Source organism: Klebsiella sp. PK18 (assembly GCF_057784655.1).
The window spans coordinates 4,399,092-4,418,629 of sequence record NZ_CM173493.1 but is presented as its reverse complement, the minus strand read 5'-3'; the positions used below and the strand labels follow the sequence as shown (position 1 = coordinate 4,418,629).

General features: G+C 58.1%; 22 protein-coding genes. 13 read left to right on the top strand and 9 right to left on the bottom strand.

What is annotated here, in order from left to right; genetic code table 11:
- Positions 1-7 precede the first annotated feature (7 nt).
- The 6 genes from tgt (at position 8) to AC3EMD_RS21780 (ending at position 5,570) form a co-directional block, all read left to right on the top strand.
- Complete coding sequence (gene tgt, locus AC3EMD_RS21805; RefSeq protein ID WP_002890395.1) at positions 8-1,135, top strand: tRNA guanosine(34) transglycosylase Tgt; 1,128 nt, start codon at positions 8-10, stop codon at positions 1,133-1,135.
- Positions 1,136-1,157: 22 nt separating this feature from the next.
- The gene (yajC, locus tag AC3EMD_RS21800; RefSeq protein WP_002890398.1) at positions 1,158-1,490 is read left to right on the top strand and encodes a preprotein translocase subunit YajC; all 333 of its coding nucleotides are present in this window, start codon (positions 1,158-1,160) and stop codon (positions 1,488-1,490) included.
- Positions 1,491-1,516: 26 nt separating this feature from the next.
- Positions 1,517-3,364 carry a protein translocase subunit SecD gene (gene secD, locus AC3EMD_RS21795; protein ID WP_008805370.1) on the top strand — a complete coding sequence of 616 codons (1,848 nt, stop codon included), beginning with the start codon at positions 1,517-1,519 and terminating at the stop codon, positions 3,362-3,364.
- Between the two features lie 10 nt (positions 3,365-3,374).
- Positions 3,375-4,346 carry a protein translocase subunit SecF gene (secF, locus tag AC3EMD_RS21790; RefSeq protein WP_008805371.1) on the top strand — a complete coding sequence of 324 codons (972 nt, stop codon included), beginning with the start codon at positions 3,375-3,377 and terminating at the stop codon, positions 4,344-4,346.
- Positions 4,347-4,484: 138 nt separating this feature from the next.
- Positions 4,485-4,850 (top strand): VOC family protein, encoded by a 366-nt coding sequence (locus AC3EMD_RS21785; RefSeq protein WP_046882300.1) that lies wholly within the window; start codon positions 4,485-4,487, stop codon positions 4,848-4,850.
- A 24-nt stretch (positions 4,851-4,874) separates the two neighbouring features.
- Complete coding sequence (locus AC3EMD_RS21780) at positions 4,875-5,570, top strand: helix-turn-helix transcriptional regulator (protein WP_008805373.1); 696 nt, start codon at positions 4,875-4,877, stop codon at positions 5,568-5,570.
- A 42-nt stretch (positions 5,571-5,612) separates the two neighbouring features.
- On the opposite strand, the gene AC3EMD_RS21775 is transcribed toward AC3EMD_RS21780, so the two are convergent.
- A complete protein-coding gene (locus tag AC3EMD_RS21775; protein ID WP_004204836.1) occupies positions 5,613-6,497 on the bottom strand; it encodes a nucleoside-specific channel-forming protein Tsx in 885 nt (294 codons plus the stop codon).
- 301 nt (positions 6,498-6,798) lie between these two features.
- Positions 6,799-7,338, bottom strand: a complete 540-nt coding sequence (locus tag AC3EMD_RS21770) for a SadB/YajI family lipoprotein (RefSeq protein WP_008805374.1) — start codon at positions 7,336-7,338, stop codon at positions 6,799-6,801.
- 147 nt (positions 7,339-7,485) lie between these two features.
- Here AC3EMD_RS21770 and nrdR point away from each other — a divergent pair, with 147 nt between their 5' ends.
- The 6 genes from nrdR to pgpA all read left to right on the top strand — a co-directional run bounded on the left by nrdR (position 7,486) and on the right by pgpA (position 11,580).
- Positions 7,486-7,935: a transcriptional regulator NrdR gene (gene nrdR / locus AC3EMD_RS21765; protein WP_002890417.1), complete on the top strand. Its 450-nt coding sequence runs from the start codon at positions 7,486-7,488 to the stop codon at positions 7,933-7,935.
- Between the two features lie 3 nt (positions 7,936-7,938).
- Positions 7,939-9,042 carry a bifunctional diaminohydroxyphosphoribosylaminopyrimidine deaminase/5-amino-6-(5-phosphoribosylamino)uracil reductase RibD gene (gene ribD, locus AC3EMD_RS21760; protein ID WP_046620461.1) on the top strand — a complete coding sequence of 368 codons (1,104 nt, stop codon included), beginning with the start codon at positions 7,939-7,941 and terminating at the stop codon, positions 9,040-9,042.
- An 87-nt stretch (positions 9,043-9,129) separates the two neighbouring features.
- Complete coding sequence (gene ribH / locus AC3EMD_RS21755) at positions 9,130-9,600, top strand: 6,7-dimethyl-8-ribityllumazine synthase (protein ID WP_001021161.1); 471 nt, start codon at positions 9,130-9,132, stop codon at positions 9,598-9,600.
- Positions 9,601-9,619: 19 nt separating this feature from the next.
- Positions 9,620-10,039, top strand: a complete 420-nt coding sequence (gene nusB / locus AC3EMD_RS21750) for a transcription antitermination factor NusB (RefSeq protein WP_008805376.1) — start codon at positions 9,620-9,622, stop codon at positions 10,037-10,039.
- Between the two features lie 73 nt (positions 10,040-10,112).
- Positions 10,113-11,084 (top strand): thiamine-phosphate kinase, encoded by a 972-nt coding sequence (gene thiL / locus AC3EMD_RS21745; RefSeq protein ID WP_012542699.1) that lies wholly within the window; start codon positions 10,113-10,115, stop codon positions 11,082-11,084.
- On the top strand, positions 11,077-11,580 hold the full coding sequence (gene pgpA, locus AC3EMD_RS21740; RefSeq protein ID WP_008805378.1) for a phosphatidylglycerophosphatase A: 504 nt from the start codon (positions 11,077-11,079) through the stop codon (positions 11,578-11,580). Before thiL ends, pgpA begins: the two co-directional genes overlap by 8 nt.
- Before the next feature lie 45 nt (positions 11,581-11,625).
- Here pgpA and AC3EMD_RS21735 read toward each other — a convergent pair whose 3' ends face one another.
- Genes AC3EMD_RS21735 through xseB form a run of 4 tightly spaced genes read right to left on the bottom strand, consistent with a single transcriptional unit; the run spans position 11,626 to position 15,685 of the window.
- Positions 11,626-12,600: an aldo/keto reductase gene (locus AC3EMD_RS21735; protein ID WP_016160373.1), complete on the bottom strand. Its 975-nt coding sequence runs from the start codon at positions 12,598-12,600 to the stop codon at positions 11,626-11,628.
- 60 nt (positions 12,601-12,660) lie between these two features.
- A complete protein-coding gene (dxs, locus tag AC3EMD_RS21730) occupies positions 12,661-14,523 on the bottom strand; it encodes a 1-deoxy-D-xylulose-5-phosphate synthase (protein WP_008805380.1) in 1,863 nt (620 codons plus the stop codon).
- Between the two features lie 18 nt (positions 14,524-14,541).
- Positions 14,542-15,441 carry a (2E,6E)-farnesyl diphosphate synthase gene (gene ispA, locus AC3EMD_RS21725; protein ID WP_008805381.1) on the bottom strand — a complete coding sequence of 300 codons (900 nt, stop codon included), beginning with the start codon at positions 15,439-15,441 and terminating at the stop codon, positions 14,542-14,544.
- Position 15,442: 1 nt separating this feature from the next.
- Positions 15,443-15,685: an exodeoxyribonuclease VII small subunit gene (gene xseB / locus AC3EMD_RS21720; RefSeq protein WP_002891398.1), complete on the bottom strand. Its 243-nt coding sequence runs from the start codon at positions 15,683-15,685 to the stop codon at positions 15,443-15,445.
- A 181-nt stretch (positions 15,686-15,866) separates the two neighbouring features.
- Between xseB and thiI the strand changes: the two genes are divergently transcribed.
- Positions 15,867-17,315, top strand: a complete 1,449-nt coding sequence (gene thiI, locus AC3EMD_RS21715; protein WP_008805382.1) for a tRNA uracil 4-sulfurtransferase ThiI — start codon at positions 15,867-15,869, stop codon at positions 17,313-17,315.
- Between the two features lie 69 nt (positions 17,316-17,384).
- On the opposite strand, the gene AC3EMD_RS21710 is transcribed toward thiI, so the two are convergent.
- The 3 genes from AC3EMD_RS21710 to panE are packed head-to-tail and all read right to left on the bottom strand — an operon-like array spanning position 17,385 to position 19,379.
- Complete coding sequence (locus AC3EMD_RS21710; RefSeq protein WP_080928719.1) at positions 17,385-17,861, bottom strand: SRPBCC family protein; 477 nt, start codon at positions 17,859-17,861, stop codon at positions 17,385-17,387.
- A 50-nt stretch (positions 17,862-17,911) separates the two neighbouring features.
- Entirely contained in the window at positions 17,912-18,505 is a 594-nt protein-coding gene (gene yajL / locus AC3EMD_RS21705; RefSeq protein WP_008805384.1) for a protein deglycase YajL, read from the bottom strand.
- Complete coding sequence (gene panE, locus AC3EMD_RS21700) at positions 18,468-19,379, bottom strand: 2-dehydropantoate 2-reductase (protein WP_008805385.1); 912 nt, start codon at positions 19,377-19,379, stop codon at positions 18,468-18,470. The genes yajL and panE overlap by 38 nt, the downstream gene beginning before the upstream one ends.
- Positions 19,380-19,538 lie beyond the last annotated feature (159 nt).

Below are 19,538 nucleotides of genomic sequence, written 5' to 3'. Positions count from 1 at the left end.
AGCAAGCATGAAATTTGAACTGGATACCACCGACGGTCGCGCCCGCCGCGGTCGCCTGGTGTTTGAGCGCGGCGTGGTGGAAACACCGGCCTTTATGCCCGTTGGCACCTACGGCACCGTCAAAGGGATGACGCCGGAAGAAGTGGAAGCCACCGGCGCGCAGATTATTCTCGGCAACACCTTCCACCTGTGGCTGCGCCCGGGTCAGGAGATCATGAAGCTGCATGGCGATCTGCACGATTTTATGCAGTGGAAAGGACCGATCCTTACCGACTCCGGCGGCTTCCAGGTGTTCAGCCTTGGCGATATCCGTAAGATCACCGAGCAGGGCGTCCATTTCCGCAACCCGATCAACGGCGATCCGATTTTCCTCGATCCGGAAAAATCGATGGAGATTCAATACGATCTCGGTTCCGACATCGTGATGATCTTCGACGAATGTACGCCGTACCCGGCGGACTGGGATTACGCTAAGCGCTCGATGGAAATGTCTCTGCGCTGGGCCAAGCGCAGCCGCGACCGTTTCGATAGCCTTGGCAATAAAAATGCGCTGTTCGGCATCATTCAGGGCAGCGTTTACGAAGATTTACGTGATATCTCGGTGAAAGGTCTGGTAGAGATTGGCTTTGATGGCTACGCTGTCGGCGGTTTGGCGGTCGGTGAGCCGAAGGAAGACATGCACCGTATTCTGGAGCACGTCTGCCCGCAGATCCCGGCCGATAAACCACGATACCTGATGGGCGTCGGGAAGCCGGAAGATCTGGTGGAAGGGGTACGTCGCGGTATCGATATGTTCGACTGCGTCATGCCGACGCGCAACGCGCGTAACGGCCACCTGTTCGTCACCGACGGCGTGGTGAAAATCCGCAACGCGAAGCACAAAAGCGATACCGCACCGCTGGACGCCGAGTGTGATTGCTATACATGTCGCAATTATTCACGCGCTTACTTGCATCACCTCGACCGTTGCAACGAAATATTGGGCGCGCGTCTCAATACCATTCATAACCTGCGCTACTATCAGCGTTTAATGGCTGGTTTACGCAAGGCTATCGAAGAGGGTAAATTAGAGAGCTTCGTGACCGATTTTTACCAACGTCAGGGGCGCACCGTGCCTCCTTTGAACGTTGATTAATTTTAATAATGAGGGAATTTCAATGAGCTTTTTTATTTCTGATGCGGTAGCGGCAACGGGTGCACCGGCGCAGGGCAGCCCGATGTCTCTGATTCTGATGCTGGTGGTGTTCGGTCTGATTTTTTACTTCATGATCCTGCGTCCACAGCAGAAGCGCACCAAGGAACACAAGAACCTGATGAACTCCATCGCCAAAGGTGATGAAGTGCTGACCAACGGCGGTCTGGTCGGTCGCGTGACCAAAGTAGCGGAAACTGGCTACATTGCTATCGCGCTGAACGATACCACTGAAGTGGTTATCAAACGTGACTTCGTTGCTGCCGTTCTGCCGAAAGGCACCATGAAGGCGCTGTAATCTAACTTTTCCCAAAGGGAACTGCCGTGTTAAACCGTTATCCTTTGTGGAAGTACGTCATGCTGGTCGTCGTCATTGTCGTCGGCCTGATCTATGCGCTTCCCAACCTGTATGGTGAGGATCCGGCTGTTCAAATCACTGGCGCGCGCGGCGTCGCCGCCAGTGAGCAAACGCTGATCCAGGTCCAGAAAACTTTACAAGAAGAAAAAATAACCGCGAAGTCTGTGGCACTGGAAGAGGGCGCTATTCTTGCGCGCTTCGACACCACTGATACCCAGCTGCGTGCGCGTGAAGCGCTGCTTACCGTGCTAGGTGACAAATACGTCGTGGCGCTAAACCTTGCTCCGGCAACCCCACGCTGGCTGGCGGCACTCTATGCCGAGCCAATGAAGCTGGGTCTTGATCTGCGCGGCGGCGTGCACTTCCTGATGGAAGTCGACATGGACACCGCGTTAGGCAAGCTGCAGGAACAGAACATCGACAGCCTGCGCAGCGAACTGCGTGACAAAGGCATTCCTTACGCGACCGTGCGCAAGGAAGACAACTATGGTCTGAGCATCGTCTTCCGCGACAGCGCGGCGCGCGACCAGGCTATCTCTTATCTCAGCCCTCGCCATCGCGATCTGGTGATTTCCTCTCAGGGTGACAACAGCCTGAAAGCGGTGATGACCGATGAGCGCCTGAAAGAAGCCCGTGAGTACGCGGTTCAGCAGAACATTAACATTCTGCGTAACCGTGTGAACCAGCTGGGCGTCGCCGAACCGCTGGTTCAGCGTCAGGGTGCTGACCGCATCGTGGTTGAGCTGCCGGGTATCCAGGATACCGCGCGGGCGAAAGAGATCCTTGGCGCAACCGCGACCCTCGAGTTCCGTCTGGTCAATACCAACGTGGACCAGTCCGCCGCTGCCTCTGGCCGCGTGCCGGGCGACTCGGAAGTGAAAGAGACGCGTGAAGGCCAGCCGGTGGTGCTGTACAAGCGAGTGATCCTGACCGGTGACCATATCACCGACTCGACCTCCAGCATGGATGAGTACAACCAGCCGCAGGTCAACATCTCGCTGGACAGCGCGGGCGGTAATATCATGTCTAACTTCACCAAGGACAATATCGGTAAGCCGATGGCGACCCTGTTCGTGGAGTATAAAGACAGCGGTAAGAAAGACGCTAACGGTCGCGCTATCCTGGCGAAAGAGGAAGAGGTGATTAACATCGCCAACATCCAGTCGCGTCTGGGTAACAGCTTCCGTATCACCGGTATCAGCAACCCGAACGAAGCACGCCAGCTGTCGCTGCTGCTGCGTGCCGGCGCGCTGATTGCCCCGATTCAGATCGTCGAAGAGCGGACTATCGGCCCAACCCTTGGTATGCAGAACATCAAGCAGGGTCTGGAAGCCTGTCTGGCCGGCCTGGTGGTCTCTATCCTGTTCATGATCCTCTTCTATAAGAAGTTCGGTCTGATTGCGACCTCGGCGCTGATTGCCAACCTGGTGCTGATTGTCGGCATTATGTCCCTGATCCCGGGGGCGACGCTGACCATGCCGGGCATCGCGGGTATCGTGTTAACCCTTGCGGTGGCGGTCGATGCTAACGTTCTGATCAACGAGCGTATCAAAGAAGAGCTGAGCAACGGGCGTACCGTTCAGCAGGCGATTGACGAAGGTTATCGCGGCGCGTTCAGCTCGATCTTCGACGCCAACGTGACGACGCTTATCAAAGTGATCATCCTGTACGCGGTCGGTACCGGTGCCATTAAAGGGTTTGCGATTACCACCGGTATCGGTATCGCGACCTCAATGTTTACCGCTATCGTCGGCACCCGTGCCATCGTGAACCTGCTGTACGGCGGCAAGCGCGTTAAAAAGCTGTCTATCTGAGGAGTGCGTTGTGGCACAGGAATATACTGTTGAACAATTGAACCACGGCCGTAAAGTCTGGGACTTTATGCGCTGGGACTACTGGGCCTTCGGCATTTCAGGTTTTCTGCTGATTGTGTCGATCGCCATCATCGGCGTCCGCGGCTTTAACTGGGGGCTCGATTTCACCGGCGGTACGGTGATCGAGATTACCCTTGAGAAGCCGGTCGATCTGGACCAGATGCGCGACTCCCTGCAGAAAGCGGGCTTTGAAGAGCCGCAGGTGCAGAACTTTGGCAGCAGCCGCGACATCATGGTACGTATGCCGCCGGTGCATGACGCCAACGTCAGCCAGGAACTGGGCAGCAAGGTCGTGACGGTGATTAACGAATCGACCAGCCAGAATGCGGCGGTGAAGCGAATTGAGTTTGTCGGCCCGAGCGTCGGCGCGGACCTCGCGCAAACTGGCGCCCTGGCGCTGATTGCCGCGCTGGTCTGTATCCTGATCTACGTCGGCTTCCGCTTCGAATGGCGTCTGGCTGCCGGGGTGGTTATCGCCCTGGCGCACGATGTGGTGATCACCATGGGCGTACTGTCGCTGTTCCATATCGAGATCGACCTGACCATTGTGGCCTCGTTGATGTCGGTTATCGGCTACTCGCTGAACGACAGTATTGTGGTATCGGACCGTATCCGTGAAAACTTCCGTAAGATCCGCCGCGGTACGCCGTACGAGATCTTCAACGTGTCGTTGACCCAGACGCTGCACCGTACCTTGATCACCTCCGGGACCACCCTGATGGTGATCCTGATGCTGTTCCTGTTCGGCGGCCCGATTCTGGAAGGCTTCTCGCTGACCATGCTGATCGGTGTCTCCATCGGTACGGCTTCCTCTATCTACGTCGCCTCTGCGCTGGCGTTGAAACTGGGTATGAAGCGCGAGCATCTGCTGCAGCAGAAGGTCGAAAAAGAAGGGGCGGACCAGCCGTCTATTCTGCCGTAATCCGGTTCAGTTGAGATAAAGCCATCCCGGCCCAGGCGGCCGGGATTTTTTTTTGTCCGCGATAAAACCTGCTGACAGTATGCTGTCAGGAGCCCTCCCATACACTCCTTCTGAACTCACTAACGAGCAGGAGGAAGTATGAATAACGTCATTAACTGGTTTGAAATTCCGGTCGTCGATATGGATCGCGCCGTCGCGTTTTATGAGCCGGTGATGCAGGTGACGCTACGTCGCGAAACCATGGACTGCGCCGAGCTGGCGGTGTTCCCGCATCAGGATCCGGCCCCCGGCGGCGCGCTGGCCAAATTTGAGGGTATCGCGCCTTCAGCGCAGGGCGCTATTATTTACCTGCATACAGACCATCTTGCCGCCACCCTGGACCGCGTTGCCTCGGCGGGTGGGGCGTGTGTTTTCGGGCCGCTGACGCTGCCGAATGATATTGGCACCATCGCGCTGTTTACTGACAGCGAGGGCAACCGCGTCGGCCTGCACCAGCCGGCTTAACCTAAACGTTTTGTGAAGTGAGACATGACCCGACGCGCCGACCGTTTATTTCAGATTGTGCAGATCCTGCGCGGCAGGCGGCTCACTACCGCCGCGCTGCTGGCGGAGCGGTTGGGCGTGTCGGAGCGCACCGTGTATCGCGATATTCGCGATCTCTCCCTCTCCGGCGTGCCGGTGGAGGGCGAGGCGGGGAGTGGTTATCGCCTGCTGGCGGGCTACGATCTGCCGCCGCTGATGCTGACCACCAAAGAATCCGAAGCGCTGATCGCCGCGATTCGGTTGCTGAAAACCTGGGGCGGTGAGGCGCTGTCGCAATCGCTGGAATCCGCCCAGGAGAAGATGCTGGCGATCCTGCCGGAGGCGCGCCGGCGCCAGGCGGAGCAGACCCGCCTGTTTGCCCCCGATCTCGGCGCCCATCGCTATGCCAAAACCTATTTTGACGTCATTCATCAGGCGGTCTCCGGCCAGCAGGTGCTGCAGTTGCGCTATCAGGATGAGTCTGGCCGGGTAACCGAGCGCGACGTGCTGCCGCTGGGGCTGTTTTTCTGGGGGGAGCGCTGGCTGCTGGTGGCCTGGTGCGAGCTGCGTAATGATTATCGTAACTTTCGCCTCGACCGTTGTCTGGCGGTCAGGGCGACCGAGCGTCGATTCAGCGAGTGTGCCGATCGCTCGTTAAGCGATTTTCTGCGCAAAGTGCGGTGCGACGTGTGGGAGAAATAAAAACGCCCGGCTGGCCCGGGCGCTGTCTTGCTGTATCCGCAATTAGAAGTTGTAACCGACCACGAAGTAACCACCCCAGCCGGTCGAGCGGACGCTGAAATCGCCATCGCCGAAGTTCAGCTTGGCATCGTCAGCCCACTGGCCGCCGTTATGGAAGTAACGGGCCACCACCGAGTAGTGCCAGTGCGCGTAGTTCAGCGCCAGGATGTGGCTGGAGGCGATGGAGTTGCTGGTGCGCGCGTGCTTCCCGTTCAGATCGTAGAAGTTGTCATCGCCGAGGTCAGAACCCCAGTCGAAGTTGGTGAAACCGATGTAGCTCAGCGAGCCGCCCCACAGGTCGGTCAGCGGCACGAAGTATTTCACTTTGAAGCGGTAGCCGTCCCACTCGTTTTCGTTGGACGCGCCGTAGTTCTGCCACTGGTATTTGGCGTAGACGTTCAGTGACAGGCTCATCGGCAGGCCGGTATCGATATCGGTACCCAGACCCATATACCAGGTGCTCTGCTCCTGAGAGTCGTTACGGCCCATATCGTAGATATAGTTGTTCGCGAAGTACCACTCTTTGAACGGCCCGAAGCTCAGATCGGTATTGGTCAGCTTATCGATAGAGAAACGCGGTTCGATCTCCATAAACAGCGGCGAGCCGTTGTTCCAGATACCTTTTGCCGTGCTGTTGCCGCCGAAGAATACCGGGGCATCGATATAGCCGTAGAAATCAAACCAGTCTTTTTTGGCGAACGCTTCATATTCCAGGTAGGTATCGTTACGGATCTGCGGTCCAAAACGGGTGTGGTAGCTGCCCACCACGTTAACACTCTGGTGCCACCAGTCAGACAGGTACTGCGGTTTATCGTTTTCTGCCGCGCCCGCAGTAAAAGAAGTGGAGAGCGCCACAACCGCACCCGCTGCCAGTAATGTTTTTTTCATAGTAATGCCACTGTTTAAATTGAGCCTGAAGGCGTTAAAAGAAGTGCCGAAGCGTTTCTAAATATTTCGTCTTTCTGTGGGGGTCTATTATAGGAATCATTGCTCACAAAAATACGTGTTGTTTCACATAACCAGAACATGCGTAATCGATTGCGTTCACGATTCTATGCATTTCTTGACAAAATGCTACTGAAAATCGCCATACAGAACGATTTCTAATGAACTCTTGTGAAAAGTTGTAAGTGGATAAGAAAGACGGGGCTGGAGGTAGGCCGGGCGGGGCAGGGCCCGGCGTGAAGATTTACTGTGCGGCGGCGGGCTGGATATCGTGGACGCGAATAAAACCGACTTTGTCGGGCGTCACGTTCAGACGCAACGGGATATCCACATCGCTGGGGGCGAGGATGCTGGCCGGGGCGCTAATCAGCTGATCCTGTACATTGACTTCCTGATAGCTGTGGGTGGTGCCGGTGATCTGCCCGGAGGCGACGGTGGCGGTAAAGGCCGGCAGCGGATCGTTGGATTCACCCTGAATGCGTAAAGTCAGGCGTGACCCGTCGCCGTCCGGCGTAATGCTGCCCACCGACATGCGCAGGGTGCCGATCTGGCTCTCCAGCCGCGCCGGGGTTTTGGCCTCCGGCAGCAGATAGACGCCGCGGGTGGATTTGGCGTTCAGCGCGTTTTGTTGGGTGATTTTGATCGTTTGCTGATTGAGCTGGGTCATCTCCTGGCTCAGGGTACTCACGCTCTGGTGCATCTGGCGGATTTCGCTTTGCTGGGCGCAGGCGGTCAGGGTAAACAGGCTGCCCGCGATGGCGAGTTTCAGGTAACGTCTTGTCATGGTCAGGATTCCGTTTGCAGAGGATGCTTAATGGTAGCCAAACCGCCTGCCTCTCTCATAGATCCTTTGTCTCAAAAGCTCTTTCTTTGTAGTCAGGTCACTTCGCGGTAAACTACCCTTCAGTTTAACTACCTGTCAGGACGCGCTATGCATTGCCCTTTCTGTTTCGCCGTGGATACCAAAGTGATCGACTCTCGTCTGGTGGGGGAAGGCTCTTCCGTGCGTCGCCGTCGGCAGTGCCTGGTCTGTAATGAACGCTTTACCACCTTCGAAGTGGCGGAGCTGGTGATGCCCCGGGTGGTGAAGAGTAACGATGTGCGTGAACCCTTCAACGAAGACAAGCTGCGCAGCGGGATGCTGAAAGCGCTGGAGAAACGTCCGGTTAGCGCCGATGACGTGGAAATGGCGGTCAACCATATCAAAACCCATCTGCGCGGCACCGGCGAGCGCGAAGTGGCCAGCAAAATGATTGGCAATCTGGTGATGGAGCAGCTGAAAAAGCTGGATAAAGTCGCCTATATTCGCTTTGCGTCGGTCTATCGCAGCTTTGAAGACATCAAAGAATTCGGCGAAGAGATCGCCCGCTTACAGGACTAAGCCATGCAGGACGAAATGTACATGGCGCGAGCGCTGAAGCTTGCCGCGCGCGGACGCTTTACCACCCATCCTAACCCTAATGTCGGCTGCGTCATTGTGAAAGACGGCGAAATCGTCGGCGAGGGCTTTCACTATCGCGCCGGCGAGCCGCACGCTGAAGTGCACGCGCTCCGCATGGCCGGCGAAAAGGCGCAGGGCGCCACCGCCTACGTCACCCTTGAGCCCTGCAGCCACCATGGCCGTACGCCGCCGTGCTGCGATGCGTTGATCGCCGCCGGCGTTAGCCGCGTGGTCGCTGCGATGCAAGACCCAAACCCGCAGGTGGCGGGGCGCGGTCTGTATCGTCTGCAGCAGGCCGGTATTGACGTCAGCCACGGGCTGATGATGAACGAAGCGGAAGCGCTGAATAAGGGCTTCCTGAAGCGGATGCGCACCGGTTTTCCCTGGGTGCAGCTAAAGCTGGGCGCCTCGCTGGACGGCCGCACGGCGATGGCCAGCGGTGAAAGCCAGTGGATCACCTCCCCGCAGGCGCGACGCGACGTGCAGCGTCTGCGCGCCCAGAGTCATGCCATCCTCACCAGCAGCGCCACCGTGCTGGCGGACGATCCGGCGCTGACCGTGCGCTGGCAGGAGCTGAGCGCCGATACGCAGGCGCTCTATCCGCAGGAGAACCTGCGTCAGCCGCTGCGTATCGTCATCGATAGCCAAAACCGCGTCACGCCGGAGCATCGAATTATCCAGCAGCAAGGTGAAACTCTGTTTGCCCGCACCCATGCCGATGAACGTGCCTGGCCTGACAACGTGCGTACCCTGCTGGTGCCTGAGCATAACGGCCATCTCGACCTCGTGCTGCTAATGATGCAGCTCGGTAAACAGCAGGTGAACAGCGTCTGGGTGGAGGCGGGAGCGACGCTCGCCGGGGCGCTGCTGCAGGCTGGCCTTGTCGACGAGCTTATCGTCTATATTGCGCCTAAACTGTTAGGCAATGCGGCGCGTGGATTATGCGCGCTGCCGGGGCTTGAAGAACTGAGCCAGGCACCCCATTTCAAATTCAATGAGATACGTCAGGTTGGCCCGGATGTCTGCCTGCATTTAACCACTGCGTGAGGCTTTCCTGATTATTAGGAAGCAGCGCTCAGAATAATATGATAAAATCCGCCCCCCTTGCGGGGCACATGAACCCGAAGGAAGAGTATGAACATTATTGAAGCTAACGTTGCTACCCCGGACGCTCGCGTCGCCATCACCATTGCGCGTTTCAACAACTTTATCAATGACAGCCTGCTGGAAGGTGCGATTGACGCCCTGAAACGCATTGGTCAGGTAAAAGATGAAAACATCACCGTTGTTTGGGTTCCAGGCGCGTATGAGCTGCCGCTGGCGGCTGGCGCACTGGCGAAAACCGGTAAATATGACGCGGTGATCGCGCTGGGTACGGTGATCCGCGGCGGTACTGCCCACTTTGAATATGTGGCTGGCGGTGCCAGCAATGGCCTGGCGCATGTCGCTCAGGACAGCGAAATCCCGGTAGCCTTTGGTGTTCTGACCACTGAAAGTATTGAACAAGCCATCGAGCGCGCTGGCACCAAAGCCGGTAACAAAGGCGCAGAAGCTGCGCTGACCGCGCTGGAAATGATTAACGTATTGAAAGCCATCAAGGCCTGATTTTTGTAAGGGGAATTCCGTGAAACCTGCTGCTCGTCGCCGCGCCCGTGAGTGTGCCGTCCAGGCGCTCTACTCCTGGCAGTTGTCCCACAACGACATCGCTGATGTCGAATACCAGTTCCTGGCGGAACAGGACGTAAAAGATGTAGATGTTCTGTATTTCCGTGAACTGCTGTCCGGAGTGGCGACTAACAGCGCGTACCTCGACGGCCTGATGAAGCCCTACCTGTCCCGTCAGCTGGAAGAGCTGGGCCAGGTGGAAAAAGCGGTGCTGCGTATCGCGCTGTTTGAGCTGTCCAAACGTGACGACGTACCGTATAAAGTGGCCATCAATGAAGCTATCGAACTGGCGAAAACCTTCGGCGCTGAAGATAGCCATAAGTTCGTCAACGGCGTGCTGGACAAAGCTGCTCCGGTAATTCGTCCCCGCAAAAAGTAAACGCCAGGCCGGGCTTTGCAGGATCTGATCCCGCGAACCCGGCCTTATTTTTTTCTTTGCTGAGGCATAACGTATGGCATGCGGCGAATTTTCCCTGATTGCCCGTTATTTTGATCGCGTTAAAAGCGCCCGCCTTGATGTTGAAACCGGCATCGGCGATGACTGCGCGCTCCTGAATATCCCCGAGAAAAAAACGCTGGCAATCAGCACCGACACCTTGGTGGCGGGCAATCACTTCTTACCCGATATCGACCCTGCCGACCTCGCTTATAAAGCGCTGGCGGTGAACCTGAGCGACCTCGCGGCGATGGGCGCGGAACCGGCGTGGCTCACGCTGGCGCTGACTTTGCCAGAGGTGGATGAAACCTGGCTGGAAGCCTTTAGCGACAGCCTGTTTGTCCAGCTGGACTATTACGATATGCAGCTGATTGGCGGTGATACCACCCGTGGCCCGCTCGCCATGACGCTGGGTATTCACGGCTTTGTGCCGCCAGGGCGCGCCATGAAACGCGCTGGCGCGAAGCCAGGAGACTGGATCTATGTCACCGGCACCCCGGGAGACAGCGCCGCCGGCCTGGCGGTGCTGCAGAACCGGCTGACGGTGGATGAACCGTCTGACGCCGACTACCTGCTGGCTCGTCATCTGCGCCCGATGCCGCGCGTGCTGCAGGGTCAGGCGCTGCGTGACCTGGCGACATCGGCTATCGATCTTTCCGACGGCCTGATCTCCGATCTGGGCCATATTCTTAAAGCCAGCGGCTGCGGCGCGCGCATCGATCTCGATGCCATGCCGTATTCCGACGCGATACTGCGCCAGGTGGAGCCCGAGCAGGCGCTGCGCTGGGCGCTCGCCGGCGGGGAAGATTACGAACTGTGCTTTACCGTACCGGAGCTGAACCGCGGGGCGCTGGACGTGGCCCTTGGCCATCTTGGCGCGCGTTTTACCTGTATCGGACAGATTGCGCCGGAGAGCGAAGGGCTGCAATTTATCCGCGATGGTAAGCCGGTCGCGCTTGATTTAAAGGGATACGATCACTTTGCGTAGTCGAGACGAGGCGTTACGCCGCCTGAGCATGCGTAACCCGTGGCATCTGCTGGCGACTGGCTTTGGCAGCGGCTTAAGCCCGGTGGTACCGGGGACGATGGGGTCGCTGGCGGCGATCCCGTTCTGGTATCTGATGACCTTTCTCCCCTGGCAGCTCTACTCGCTGGTGGTGATGATGAGCATCTGTATTGGCGTCTATCTGTGCCATCGCACGGCCAAAGATATGGGCACCCATGACCACGGCAGTATAGTCTGGGATGAGTTTGTCGGGATGTGGATCACCCTGATGGCGTTGCCGACCCTGGACTGGCAGTGGGTGGCCGCTGGCTTCGTGATTTTCCGTATCTTCGATATGTGGAAGCCGTGGCCGATTCGCTGGTTTGACCGCAATATCCACGGCGGAATGGGGATTATGGTCGACGATATCGTCGCCGGCGTGATCTCGGCCGGCGTGCTGTATGTCATTGGCCATCACTGGCCCATCGGTCTGCTTTAATCGTCTCTCCCCGGTAGCATCATGCTGCCGGGGAAACCACACTTGTTACTTAAATCCCACCACCGGATGCGGCTGATACGGCGCCTCCAGCTTGTCGATCTGTTCCGGAGAAAGCGTCAAATCCACCGCCTGCAGCAGGTCGTCGAGCTGTTCCTGACGCGATGGACCGATAATCGGCGCGGCAACGCCAGGTTTACTTAACAGCCAGGCGAGGGCGACCTGGGCGCGGCTGGCGTCGAGTTCTTCCGCCACGTCCGCGAGATTCCCGGCGATCTGCGCGTCGTTTTCTTCGCTGGTGCTGTAAAGCGTTTTGCCGAACTCATCCGAAACCAGCCGGGCGGTGGTCTCTCCCCAGGGGCGGGTCAGTCTGCCGCGCGCCAGCGGGCTCCACGGGATCACCGCCACGCCGTTGTGCTGACACAGTGGCAGCATCTCATTCTCTTCTTCCCGGTAAATCAGATTGTAGTGATCCTGCATGGTGACAAAGCGCGCCCAGCCGTTCTGCTGCTGGAGCGCCAGCGCCTGGGCAAATTGTCGGGCATGCATGGACGAGGCGCCGATATAGCGCGCTTTGCCGGCTTTCACCACCTCGTCCAGCGCTTCGAGGGTCTCTTCAATCGGGGTGGTATAGTCCCAGCGGTGGATCTGCAGCAGGTCGACATAGTCCATCCCAAGACGGCGCAGGCTGTCGTCGATGGAGCGCAGGATCTGCGCCCGGGAAAGCCCTTCCGCCAGATCGCCGACCTGGTGATACACTTTGGTGGCGACAACCACCTCATCACGGCGGGCAAAGTCGCGCAGGGCGCGGCCAACGATCTCTTCACTGCTGCCGTCGGAGTAGCTGTTTGCGGTATCGAAGAAGTTGATGCCGCCTTCAATAGCGTGCTGGATAAGCGGGCGGCTGCTCTCTTCCGGAAGCGTCCAGGCGTGTCTGCCGCGGTCCGGCTCGCCGAAGGTCATGCAGCCGAGGCAGAGTCGGGAAACCCGTAAGGCAGTATCACCGAGGGGGATATAGTGCATAGTGCGCTCCTGCTATTCATCAAGGGTATCCCTTAAGCATAGCAGGAGCGGAAGGGGCAATTATGCCAGCCAGTCGCGGATTTTGGCTTCAATACCGGCGGCATCAAGGCCGAGGTCGGCGCGGATCTCTTCCTGAGTGCCCTGAGGAATAAAATAATCCGGCAGGCCAATATTGAGCACCGGTACCGCCCGGCGATGGGCCATCAGCACTTCGTTCACGCCGCTGCCGGCGCCGCCCATGATGGCGTTCTCTTCCAGCGTCACCAGCGCGTCGTGTTCGCCGGCCAGCTGCAGGATCAGCGCCGTATCCAGCGGCTTCACAAAGCGCATATCCACGAGGGTCGCGTTGAGTTTATCCGCTACCGCCGCGGCTTCCGGCAGCAGGGTGCCAAAGTTGAGGATCGCTATTTTCTCGCCCTGACGTTTCACCATCCCTTTGCCGATCGGCAGCGATGCCAGCGGCTCGAGCGTCGCGCCGGTGCCGCTACCGCGCGGATAGCGCACGGCGCAGGGGCCGTCGCTGTAATGGTAGCCGGTATGCAGCATCTGGCGACATTCATTTTCATCGCTCGGGGTCATCACCACCATATCCGGAATACAGCGCAGGAAGGAGAGATCGAACGCTCCCTGATGCGTCTGGCCGTCTGCGCCGACAATCCCGGCGCGGTCGATAGCAAACAGCACCGGCAGCTTCTGGATAGCCACATCGTGGATCACCTGATCGTAGGCTCGCTGCAGGAAGGTGGAGTAGATCGCCACCACCGGCTTGTAGTCGCCAATCGCCAGCCCGGCGGCGAAGGTGACCGCATGCTGCTCGGCGATGGCGACGTCAAAGTACTGATCGGGGAATTTCTTCGAAAATTCCACCATCCCTGAACCTTCGCGCATCGCCGGCGTGATCGCCATCAGCTTGCTGTCTTTGGCCGCTGTCTCGCACAGCCAGTCGCCGAAGATTTTCGAGTAGGAAGGGAGGCCGCCGCTGCTTTTGGGCAGTACGCCGCTGGTATGGTCGAATTTTGGCACCGCATGGAAGGTGATCGGGTCTTTCTCGGCGGGCTCATAGCCGCGGCCCTTTTTGGTCATAATATGCAGGAACTGCGGGCCTTTCAGATCGCGCATGTTCTTCAGCGTGCTGACCAGACCGAGCACATCGTGGCCATCGACCGGCCCGATGTAGTTAAAGCCCAGCTCTTCAAACAGCGTCCCCGGTACCACCATCCCTTTGATATGTTCTTCGGTTCGTTTAAGCAGCTCTTTAATCGGCGGCACCCCGGAGAAGACCTTTTTGCCCCCTTCGCGCAGGGTGGAGTAGAGCTTACCGGAGAGCAACTGCGCCAGATGATTGTTCAGCGCGCCGACGTTCTCGGAAATCGACATTTCATTGTCATTCAGCACGACCAGCAGGTCGGGTTTGATATCCCCGGCGTGGTTCATCGCTTCAAACGCCATGCCGGCGGTGATCGCCCCGTCGCCAATCACGCACACTGCGCGCCGCTGCTTATCCTCTTTCGCGGCGGCGATAGCCACCCCGATACCGGCGGAAATGGAGGTGGAGGAGTGGCCGACGCTCAGCACGTCATACTCGCTTTCACCGCGCCACGGGAAGGGATGCAGGCCGCCTTTCTGGCGAATGGTGCCGATTTTGTCCCGGCGGCCGGTCAGAATTTTATGCGGGTAGGCCTGATGGCCGACGTCCCAGATCAGGCGATCGAACGGCGTGTTATACACGTAGTGCAGCGCCACGGTCAGTTCCACCGTGCCGAGGCCAGAGGCAAAGTGACCGCTGGAGCGGCTGACGCTGTCCAGCAGATAGCGCCGCAGCTCATCACACAGCTTCGGCAGGCTCTCTTTTGGCAACAGGCGCAACTCCTGGGTGGAATCTACCAGCGCCAGGGTCGGGTATTTGGCAATATCAAAACTCATCAGAGACTCATTTATTGTTTATTTATCGCGCTGAATAATGTAATTCGCGAGCGCTTCCAGTGCCGAAGTATCCAGAGATTGTGCGGCCAGCTCATCTAACGACCGGCGGGCATCAGCGATCAGGTCGTGCGCTTTCTTCCGGGCTTGCTCAAGACCCAGGAGGGCGGGATAGGTGCTTTTACCCAATTGCTGGTCGGCACCCTGACGTTTGCCAAGGGTCGCAGTATCCCCTACCACGTCGAGAATGTCATCCTGGACCTGGAAGGCAAGACCGATATTTTCCGCATAGCGATCCAGCGCGGGCAGGGCAGCGCGGCCGCGTTCGCCGGCGCTCAGCGCCCCCATCCGGACGGCGGCGCGGATCAACGCCCCCGTTTTGTGGCGATGGATACGCTCCAGCGCCTGCAGATCCACCTGCTGTCCTTCCGCCTCCAGATCCAGCGCCTGGCCGCCGCACATACCCGCCACGCCGCTGGCCTGCGCCAGTTCGGAGACCATCGCCAGCCGGTCCCGATCAGAGACGTCGGCCATCGGCGCATCACTCAGTATAGAGAACGCCAGCGTTTGCAGGGCATCTCCCGCAAGAATTGCGTTGGCTTCGCCAAATTTAATATGACAGGTCGGCAGTCCGCGACGCAGATCGTCATCATCCATCGCCGGCAAATCATCATGCATCAGGGAATAAGCATGAATACATTCGACCGCCGCGGCGGGGGCATCGAGCGTGGTGCGGCTGACGCCGAACATCGCGCCGGTGGCATAGACAAGGAAGGGGCGCAGGCGTTTACCGCCTAAGAGTGCGCCATAATGCATCGCTTCCACCAGCGGAGTGTTCTGAAAGGGCTGCGGCGCGATAAAACGGCGCAATGCCCCATTAGCCTGTTCCACACAGGCCTGCAATTGTTGCGGGAAATCCATTTTATTCAGCGTCCGGCGTAAAAGGCGTGGTCGGGGAATCTTCACTATCCGCCAGCAGGATCTGCACGCGCTGTTCGGCCTTCTGCAGCTGACTTTGCCCCTGGCGCGCCAGCTGTACGCCGCGCTCAAATTCGCTTAGCGCTTCCTCTAACGGCAAATCGCCGCTTTCCAGACGGTTAACGATCTGCTCCAGTTCGCCCAGAGCAGTTTCAAAGCTGGCCGGGGCCTCATTTTTCTTTGGCATAGTGAATGTAGACTCTTGTTATGTCGCGACGGCAATACCGGGTATGGTAACGAAGTCACGCGTGTAAGCAAATAACGCGCAATGGTGATATACTCCGCGCCCAGGATGCAGGCACCGGTGTGCGCTGCTTTACAACTTTTGCTTATAGCCCCGTCGGGCTTGCCAACGAACTATTGTCGCCATGAAGTTTATCATTAAATTGTTCCCGGAAATCACCATCAAAAGCCAATCTGTGCGGTTGCGCTTCATTAAAATCTTAACCGGGAACATTCGTAACGTTCTCAAAAACTATGACGAGACGCTGGCCGTCGTCCGTCATTGGGATCATATCGAAGTTCGCGCGAAAGATGAAAATCAGCGCCCGGCTATTCGCGATGCGCTGACCCGTATCCCCGGCATCCACCATATTCTGGAAGTCGAAGACGTACCGTTCACCTCGCTGCACGATATTTTTGAAAAGACGCTGCCGCTGTGGCGCGAGGCGCTGGAAGGCAAGACCTTCTGCGTGCGTGTGAAGCGTCGCGGCAAACATGAATTCACCTCCATTGAGGTGGAACGCTACGTCGGCGGCGGTCTGAATCAGCATATTGAAACGGCGCGCGTGAAGCTGACCGACCCGGACGTCACCGTCAATCTCGAGATTGAAAACGATCGCCTGCTGCTGGTGAAAGGCCGCTATGAAGGCATCGGCGGCTTCCCGATCGGCACCCAGGAAGATGTGCTGTCGCTGATCTCCGGCGGCTTTGACTCCGGCGTTTCCAGCTATATGCTGATGCGCCGCGGCTGCCGCGTGCACTACTGCTTCTTTAACCTTGGCGGTGCCGCCCACGAGATTGGCGTTCGCCAGGTCGCACATTACCTGTGGAACCGCTTCGGCAGTTCGCACCGCGTTCGCTTTGTGGCGATTAACTTTGAGCCCGTGGTCGGCGAAATCCTTGAAAAAGTGGACGATGGTCAGATGGGTGTCGTGCTCAAGCGCATGATGGTCCGCGCTGCGTCAAAAGTCGCGGAACGCTACGGCGTGCAGGCGCTGGTCACCGGCGAAGCGCTGGGCCAGGTTTCCAGTCAGACCCTCACTAACCTGCGCCTGATCGACAACGTTTCCGATACTCTGATCCTGCGTCCGCTGATTTCGCATGATAAAGAGCACATCATCGACCTGGCGCGTGAGATCGGCACGGAAGATTTCGCCCGCACCATGCCGGAATACTGCGGCGTGATCTCGAAGAGCCCGACCGTGAAGGCGGTGAAGGCGAAGATTGAAGCGGAGGAAGAACACTTCGATTTCAGCATCCTCGATAAAGTGGTGGAAGAGGCGAGCAATATCGACATTCGCGATATTGCCCAGCAGACGGAAGCCGCCGTGGTTGAAGTGGAAACCGTGACCGGCTTTGGCGCTAACGACGCGATCCTCGACATCCGCTCCATTGACGAGCAGGAAGACAAGCCGCTGAAGGTCGAGGGCGTTGAGGTCGTTTCGCTGCCGTTCTACAAGCTGAGCACCAAATTTGGCGATCTCGATCAGAGCAAAACCTGGCTGCTGTGGTGCGAGCGCGGGGTGATGAGCCGTCTGCAGGCGCTCTATCTGCGCGAGCAGGGCTTCAGCAACGTGAAAGTTTATCGCCCGTAACGGGTTGCCATCCATATTGAAAAAGGCCTTCCCCGATGGAAGGCCTTTTGTCATCTCCGGGCCAGCGCATTAGCGCAGGGTCATCGCCAGGTCATTCAGCTGATCGATGACGATATTCCAGCCCTCAAAAAATCCCATCTGCTCATGCTGCTCGCGAGTTTCATCATCCGCATGCAGCACTGTGGCCGTATAGCGACATCCGTCTTTTTCGTCGGCAAAGGTGATGATGGCCGTCATGGCGAAGGGAGAAACCGCAGGGCGATAATCCGCCGTCAGCATCGAGGTCATGACGATTTTTTGTTGCGGGATGACCGCAAGAAAACAGCCGGGATTATCGCTGCGTTCACCGTCAGGGCCGTGCATCACGGTATGAAAAGCCCCGCCAGAGCGAAAATCAAAGGCCAGCACCTCAGTAGACCAGGGCTTCGGGCACCACCAGGTTTTGAGTAATGCCGGGTCGGCCCACGCGCGCCACAGGGTAGAGGCTGGCGCGCTGAGCAGGCGGCTGATGACAAGATCGCGAGAATCGGTTGCGCTACGGGACATGCTACGACTCCTCAGGAAAAGGGGAGCCAGTCCGCGGCGCGGACCGGCTATCAGGCTTCGTAGTAATTATAGATGCCGGCGGCCATTACCAGCTGCGAGGCGACCTCATACGCTTTCTCGCGACCCACCAACAGGTCAATCATTTTCAGGGCGAAATCAATCGATGTCCCCGGTCCCTGGCTGGTTAACAGATTCACCCGTGGATCCCAGACCACCCGTTTATCCTGCCACTGATCGGCGGGGATATGTTCCTTCAGCGCCGGAAAACCGGTCATGTTACCGATTGGGAACAGCTGATGGGGCACCAGCACGGTCGCCGGGGCGGCGCAGATGGCGGCCACAATGCGGCCTGAGAGGTGGAACTGTCGGACGGTTTCCACCAACAGCGGGCTGTCGCGGAAGCACTCTGCGCCCTTGATGCCGCCCGGGAGGACGATGATATCGAAATCACCATCGGCCACCTCGACCAGCGGCGCATCCGCCAGCAGTTTGACGCCGCGCGAGCAGACGATGGTCAGGCCGCCGTCGCTGGCGACGCTGGCGGTGGTTACCTTCACTCCGCCGCGGACCAGCAGATCGATAGTGGTGACCGCTTCGGTCTCTTCGCTACCAGGGGCGAGGCAAATCAGTGCCGACGCGCTCATATTCATTCTCCTTACGCTTGATCAATTCAAATAAGCGGGCGTTTTCCGGTACGGCAACGCCGTGGGCGCGGGCGCGGTTGAGCAGAAAACCGGTGATATAGTCGATCTCCGTGTGCCGCTGGGCGCGGATGTCCTGCAGCATGGATGAGATATTTTCTGCCGTACTTTCAATCACCTGTTCGACATAAAATAGCAGGTTTTCCGCCGAGGTATGAATACCTTCGCGCTCCATCACCGCCGCCACTTCCTGGCAAATGGCGGCAACCTCCTGCGGATAGTGGCGCAGATCGCCGTTTTTACATCCTTTGAGGGCAGTCAGAGGATTAATGACGCAGTTTACCGCCAGCTTGCGCCAGGTGGCCGAGTAGATATGGTTGTGCCAGGCGACATCCGGCAGTACGCTTTGCAGGACTTCCGCGAGATAGCTGTAGTCCTCCTCGTAGCTTTTCGCCGGACCGATATGGGTGGTGCCCTGGGCGACGTGGATGATCACATTCCCGTCGCGACGCGCTGCCTGGGTGGTGGAAGCCAGCAGTAAAGGCTGTTTCACGCCGCGCAGCTCCTCGACGGTGCCCATGCCGTTATGCACCAGCACAATTGGCGTAGTGACCGGCAGGATCCCGGCCAGGTGCTTCACCGCATTCGACACCTGCCAGGCCTTTAAGGTGACGATCAGCAGCTCGCTGCTGGCGAGAAAATCGGGGTCGTTGGCCGTCAGTGATTCGTTGAACACCGAGCCGTCGGTTTCAATGACATTGACGCTACAGAATGGCTGCGGTACGCGTAGCCAGCCCTGGACTTCATGTCCCTGTTTGCACAACGCGGTCAGCCATAGTTGTCCCAGTGCACCGCATCCCAGTACGGTTACTTTCATTGTTCCTCCTCATCTGCCGCTACCCGAGGCGCTGATGGCTAAAGTCTATCTCGTCGCTTTTCGCATTGTCGGACGGAAAGGGGGATTCGGCGTCGTCGGGCAGCACGGGGAAATAGCGCGAGCGTTGCGTAATCAGCTAAGCTTCCGGGATAACAAGTT

What these genes read in the sequence shown, in the direction of transcription:
- tgt (WP_002890395.1), top strand. Translation starts at nt 8, where the DNA reads ATGAAATTTGAACTGGATACCACCGACGGTCGCGCCCGCCGCGGTCGC.
- yajC (WP_002890398.1), top strand. Translation starts at nt 1,158, where the DNA reads ATGAGCTTTTTTATTTCTGATGCGGTAGCGGCAACGGGTGCACCGGCG.
- AC3EMD_RS21785 (WP_046882300.1), top strand. Translation starts at nt 4,485, where the DNA reads ATGAATAACGTCATTAACTGGTTTGAAATTCCGGTCGTCGATATGGAT.
- AC3EMD_RS21780 (WP_008805373.1), top strand. Translation starts at nt 4,875, where the DNA reads ATGACCCGACGCGCCGACCGTTTATTTCAGATTGTGCAGATCCTGCGC.
- AC3EMD_RS21775 (WP_004204836.1), bottom strand. Translation starts at nt 6,497, where the DNA reads ATGAAAAAAACATTACTGGCAGCGGGTGCGGTTGTGGCGCTCTCCACT.
- AC3EMD_RS21770 (WP_008805374.1), bottom strand. Translation starts at nt 7,338, where the DNA reads ATGACAAGACGTTACCTGAAACTCGCCATCGCGGGCAGCCTGTTTACC.
- nrdR (WP_002890417.1), top strand. Translation starts at nt 7,486, where the DNA reads ATGCATTGCCCTTTCTGTTTCGCCGTGGATACCAAAGTGATCGACTCT.
- ribD (WP_046620461.1), top strand. Translation starts at nt 7,939, where the DNA reads ATGCAGGACGAAATGTACATGGCGCGAGCGCTGAAGCTTGCCGCGCGC.
- ribH (WP_001021161.1), top strand. Translation starts at nt 9,130, where the DNA reads ATGAACATTATTGAAGCTAACGTTGCTACCCCGGACGCTCGCGTCGCC.
- thiL (WP_012542699.1), top strand. Translation starts at nt 10,113, where the DNA reads ATGGCATGCGGCGAATTTTCCCTGATTGCCCGTTATTTTGATCGCGTT.
- AC3EMD_RS21735 (WP_016160373.1), bottom strand. Translation starts at nt 12,600, where the DNA reads ATGCACTATATCCCCCTCGGTGATACTGCCTTACGGGTTTCCCGACTC.
- dxs (WP_008805380.1), bottom strand. Translation starts at nt 14,523, where the DNA reads ATGAGTTTTGATATTGCCAAATACCCGACCCTGGCGCTGGTAGATTCC.
- ispA (WP_008805381.1), bottom strand. Translation starts at nt 15,441, where the DNA reads ATGGATTTCCCGCAACAATTGCAGGCCTGTGTGGAACAGGCTAATGGG.
- xseB (WP_002891398.1), bottom strand. Translation starts at nt 15,685, where the DNA reads ATGCCAAAGAAAAATGAGGCCCCGGCCAGCTTTGAAACTGCTCTGGGC.
- thiI (WP_008805382.1), top strand. Translation starts at nt 15,867, where the DNA reads ATGAAGTTTATCATTAAATTGTTCCCGGAAATCACCATCAAAAGCCAA.
- AC3EMD_RS21710 (WP_080928719.1), bottom strand. Translation starts at nt 17,861, where the DNA reads ATGTCCCGTAGCGCAACCGATTCTCGCGATCTTGTCATCAGCCGCCTG.
- yajL (WP_008805384.1), bottom strand. Translation starts at nt 18,505, where the DNA reads ATGAGCGCGTCGGCACTGATTTGCCTCGCCCCTGGTAGCGAAGAGACC.
- panE (WP_008805385.1), bottom strand. Translation starts at nt 19,379, where the DNA reads ATGAAAGTAACCGTACTGGGATGCGGTGCACTGGGACAACTATGGCTG.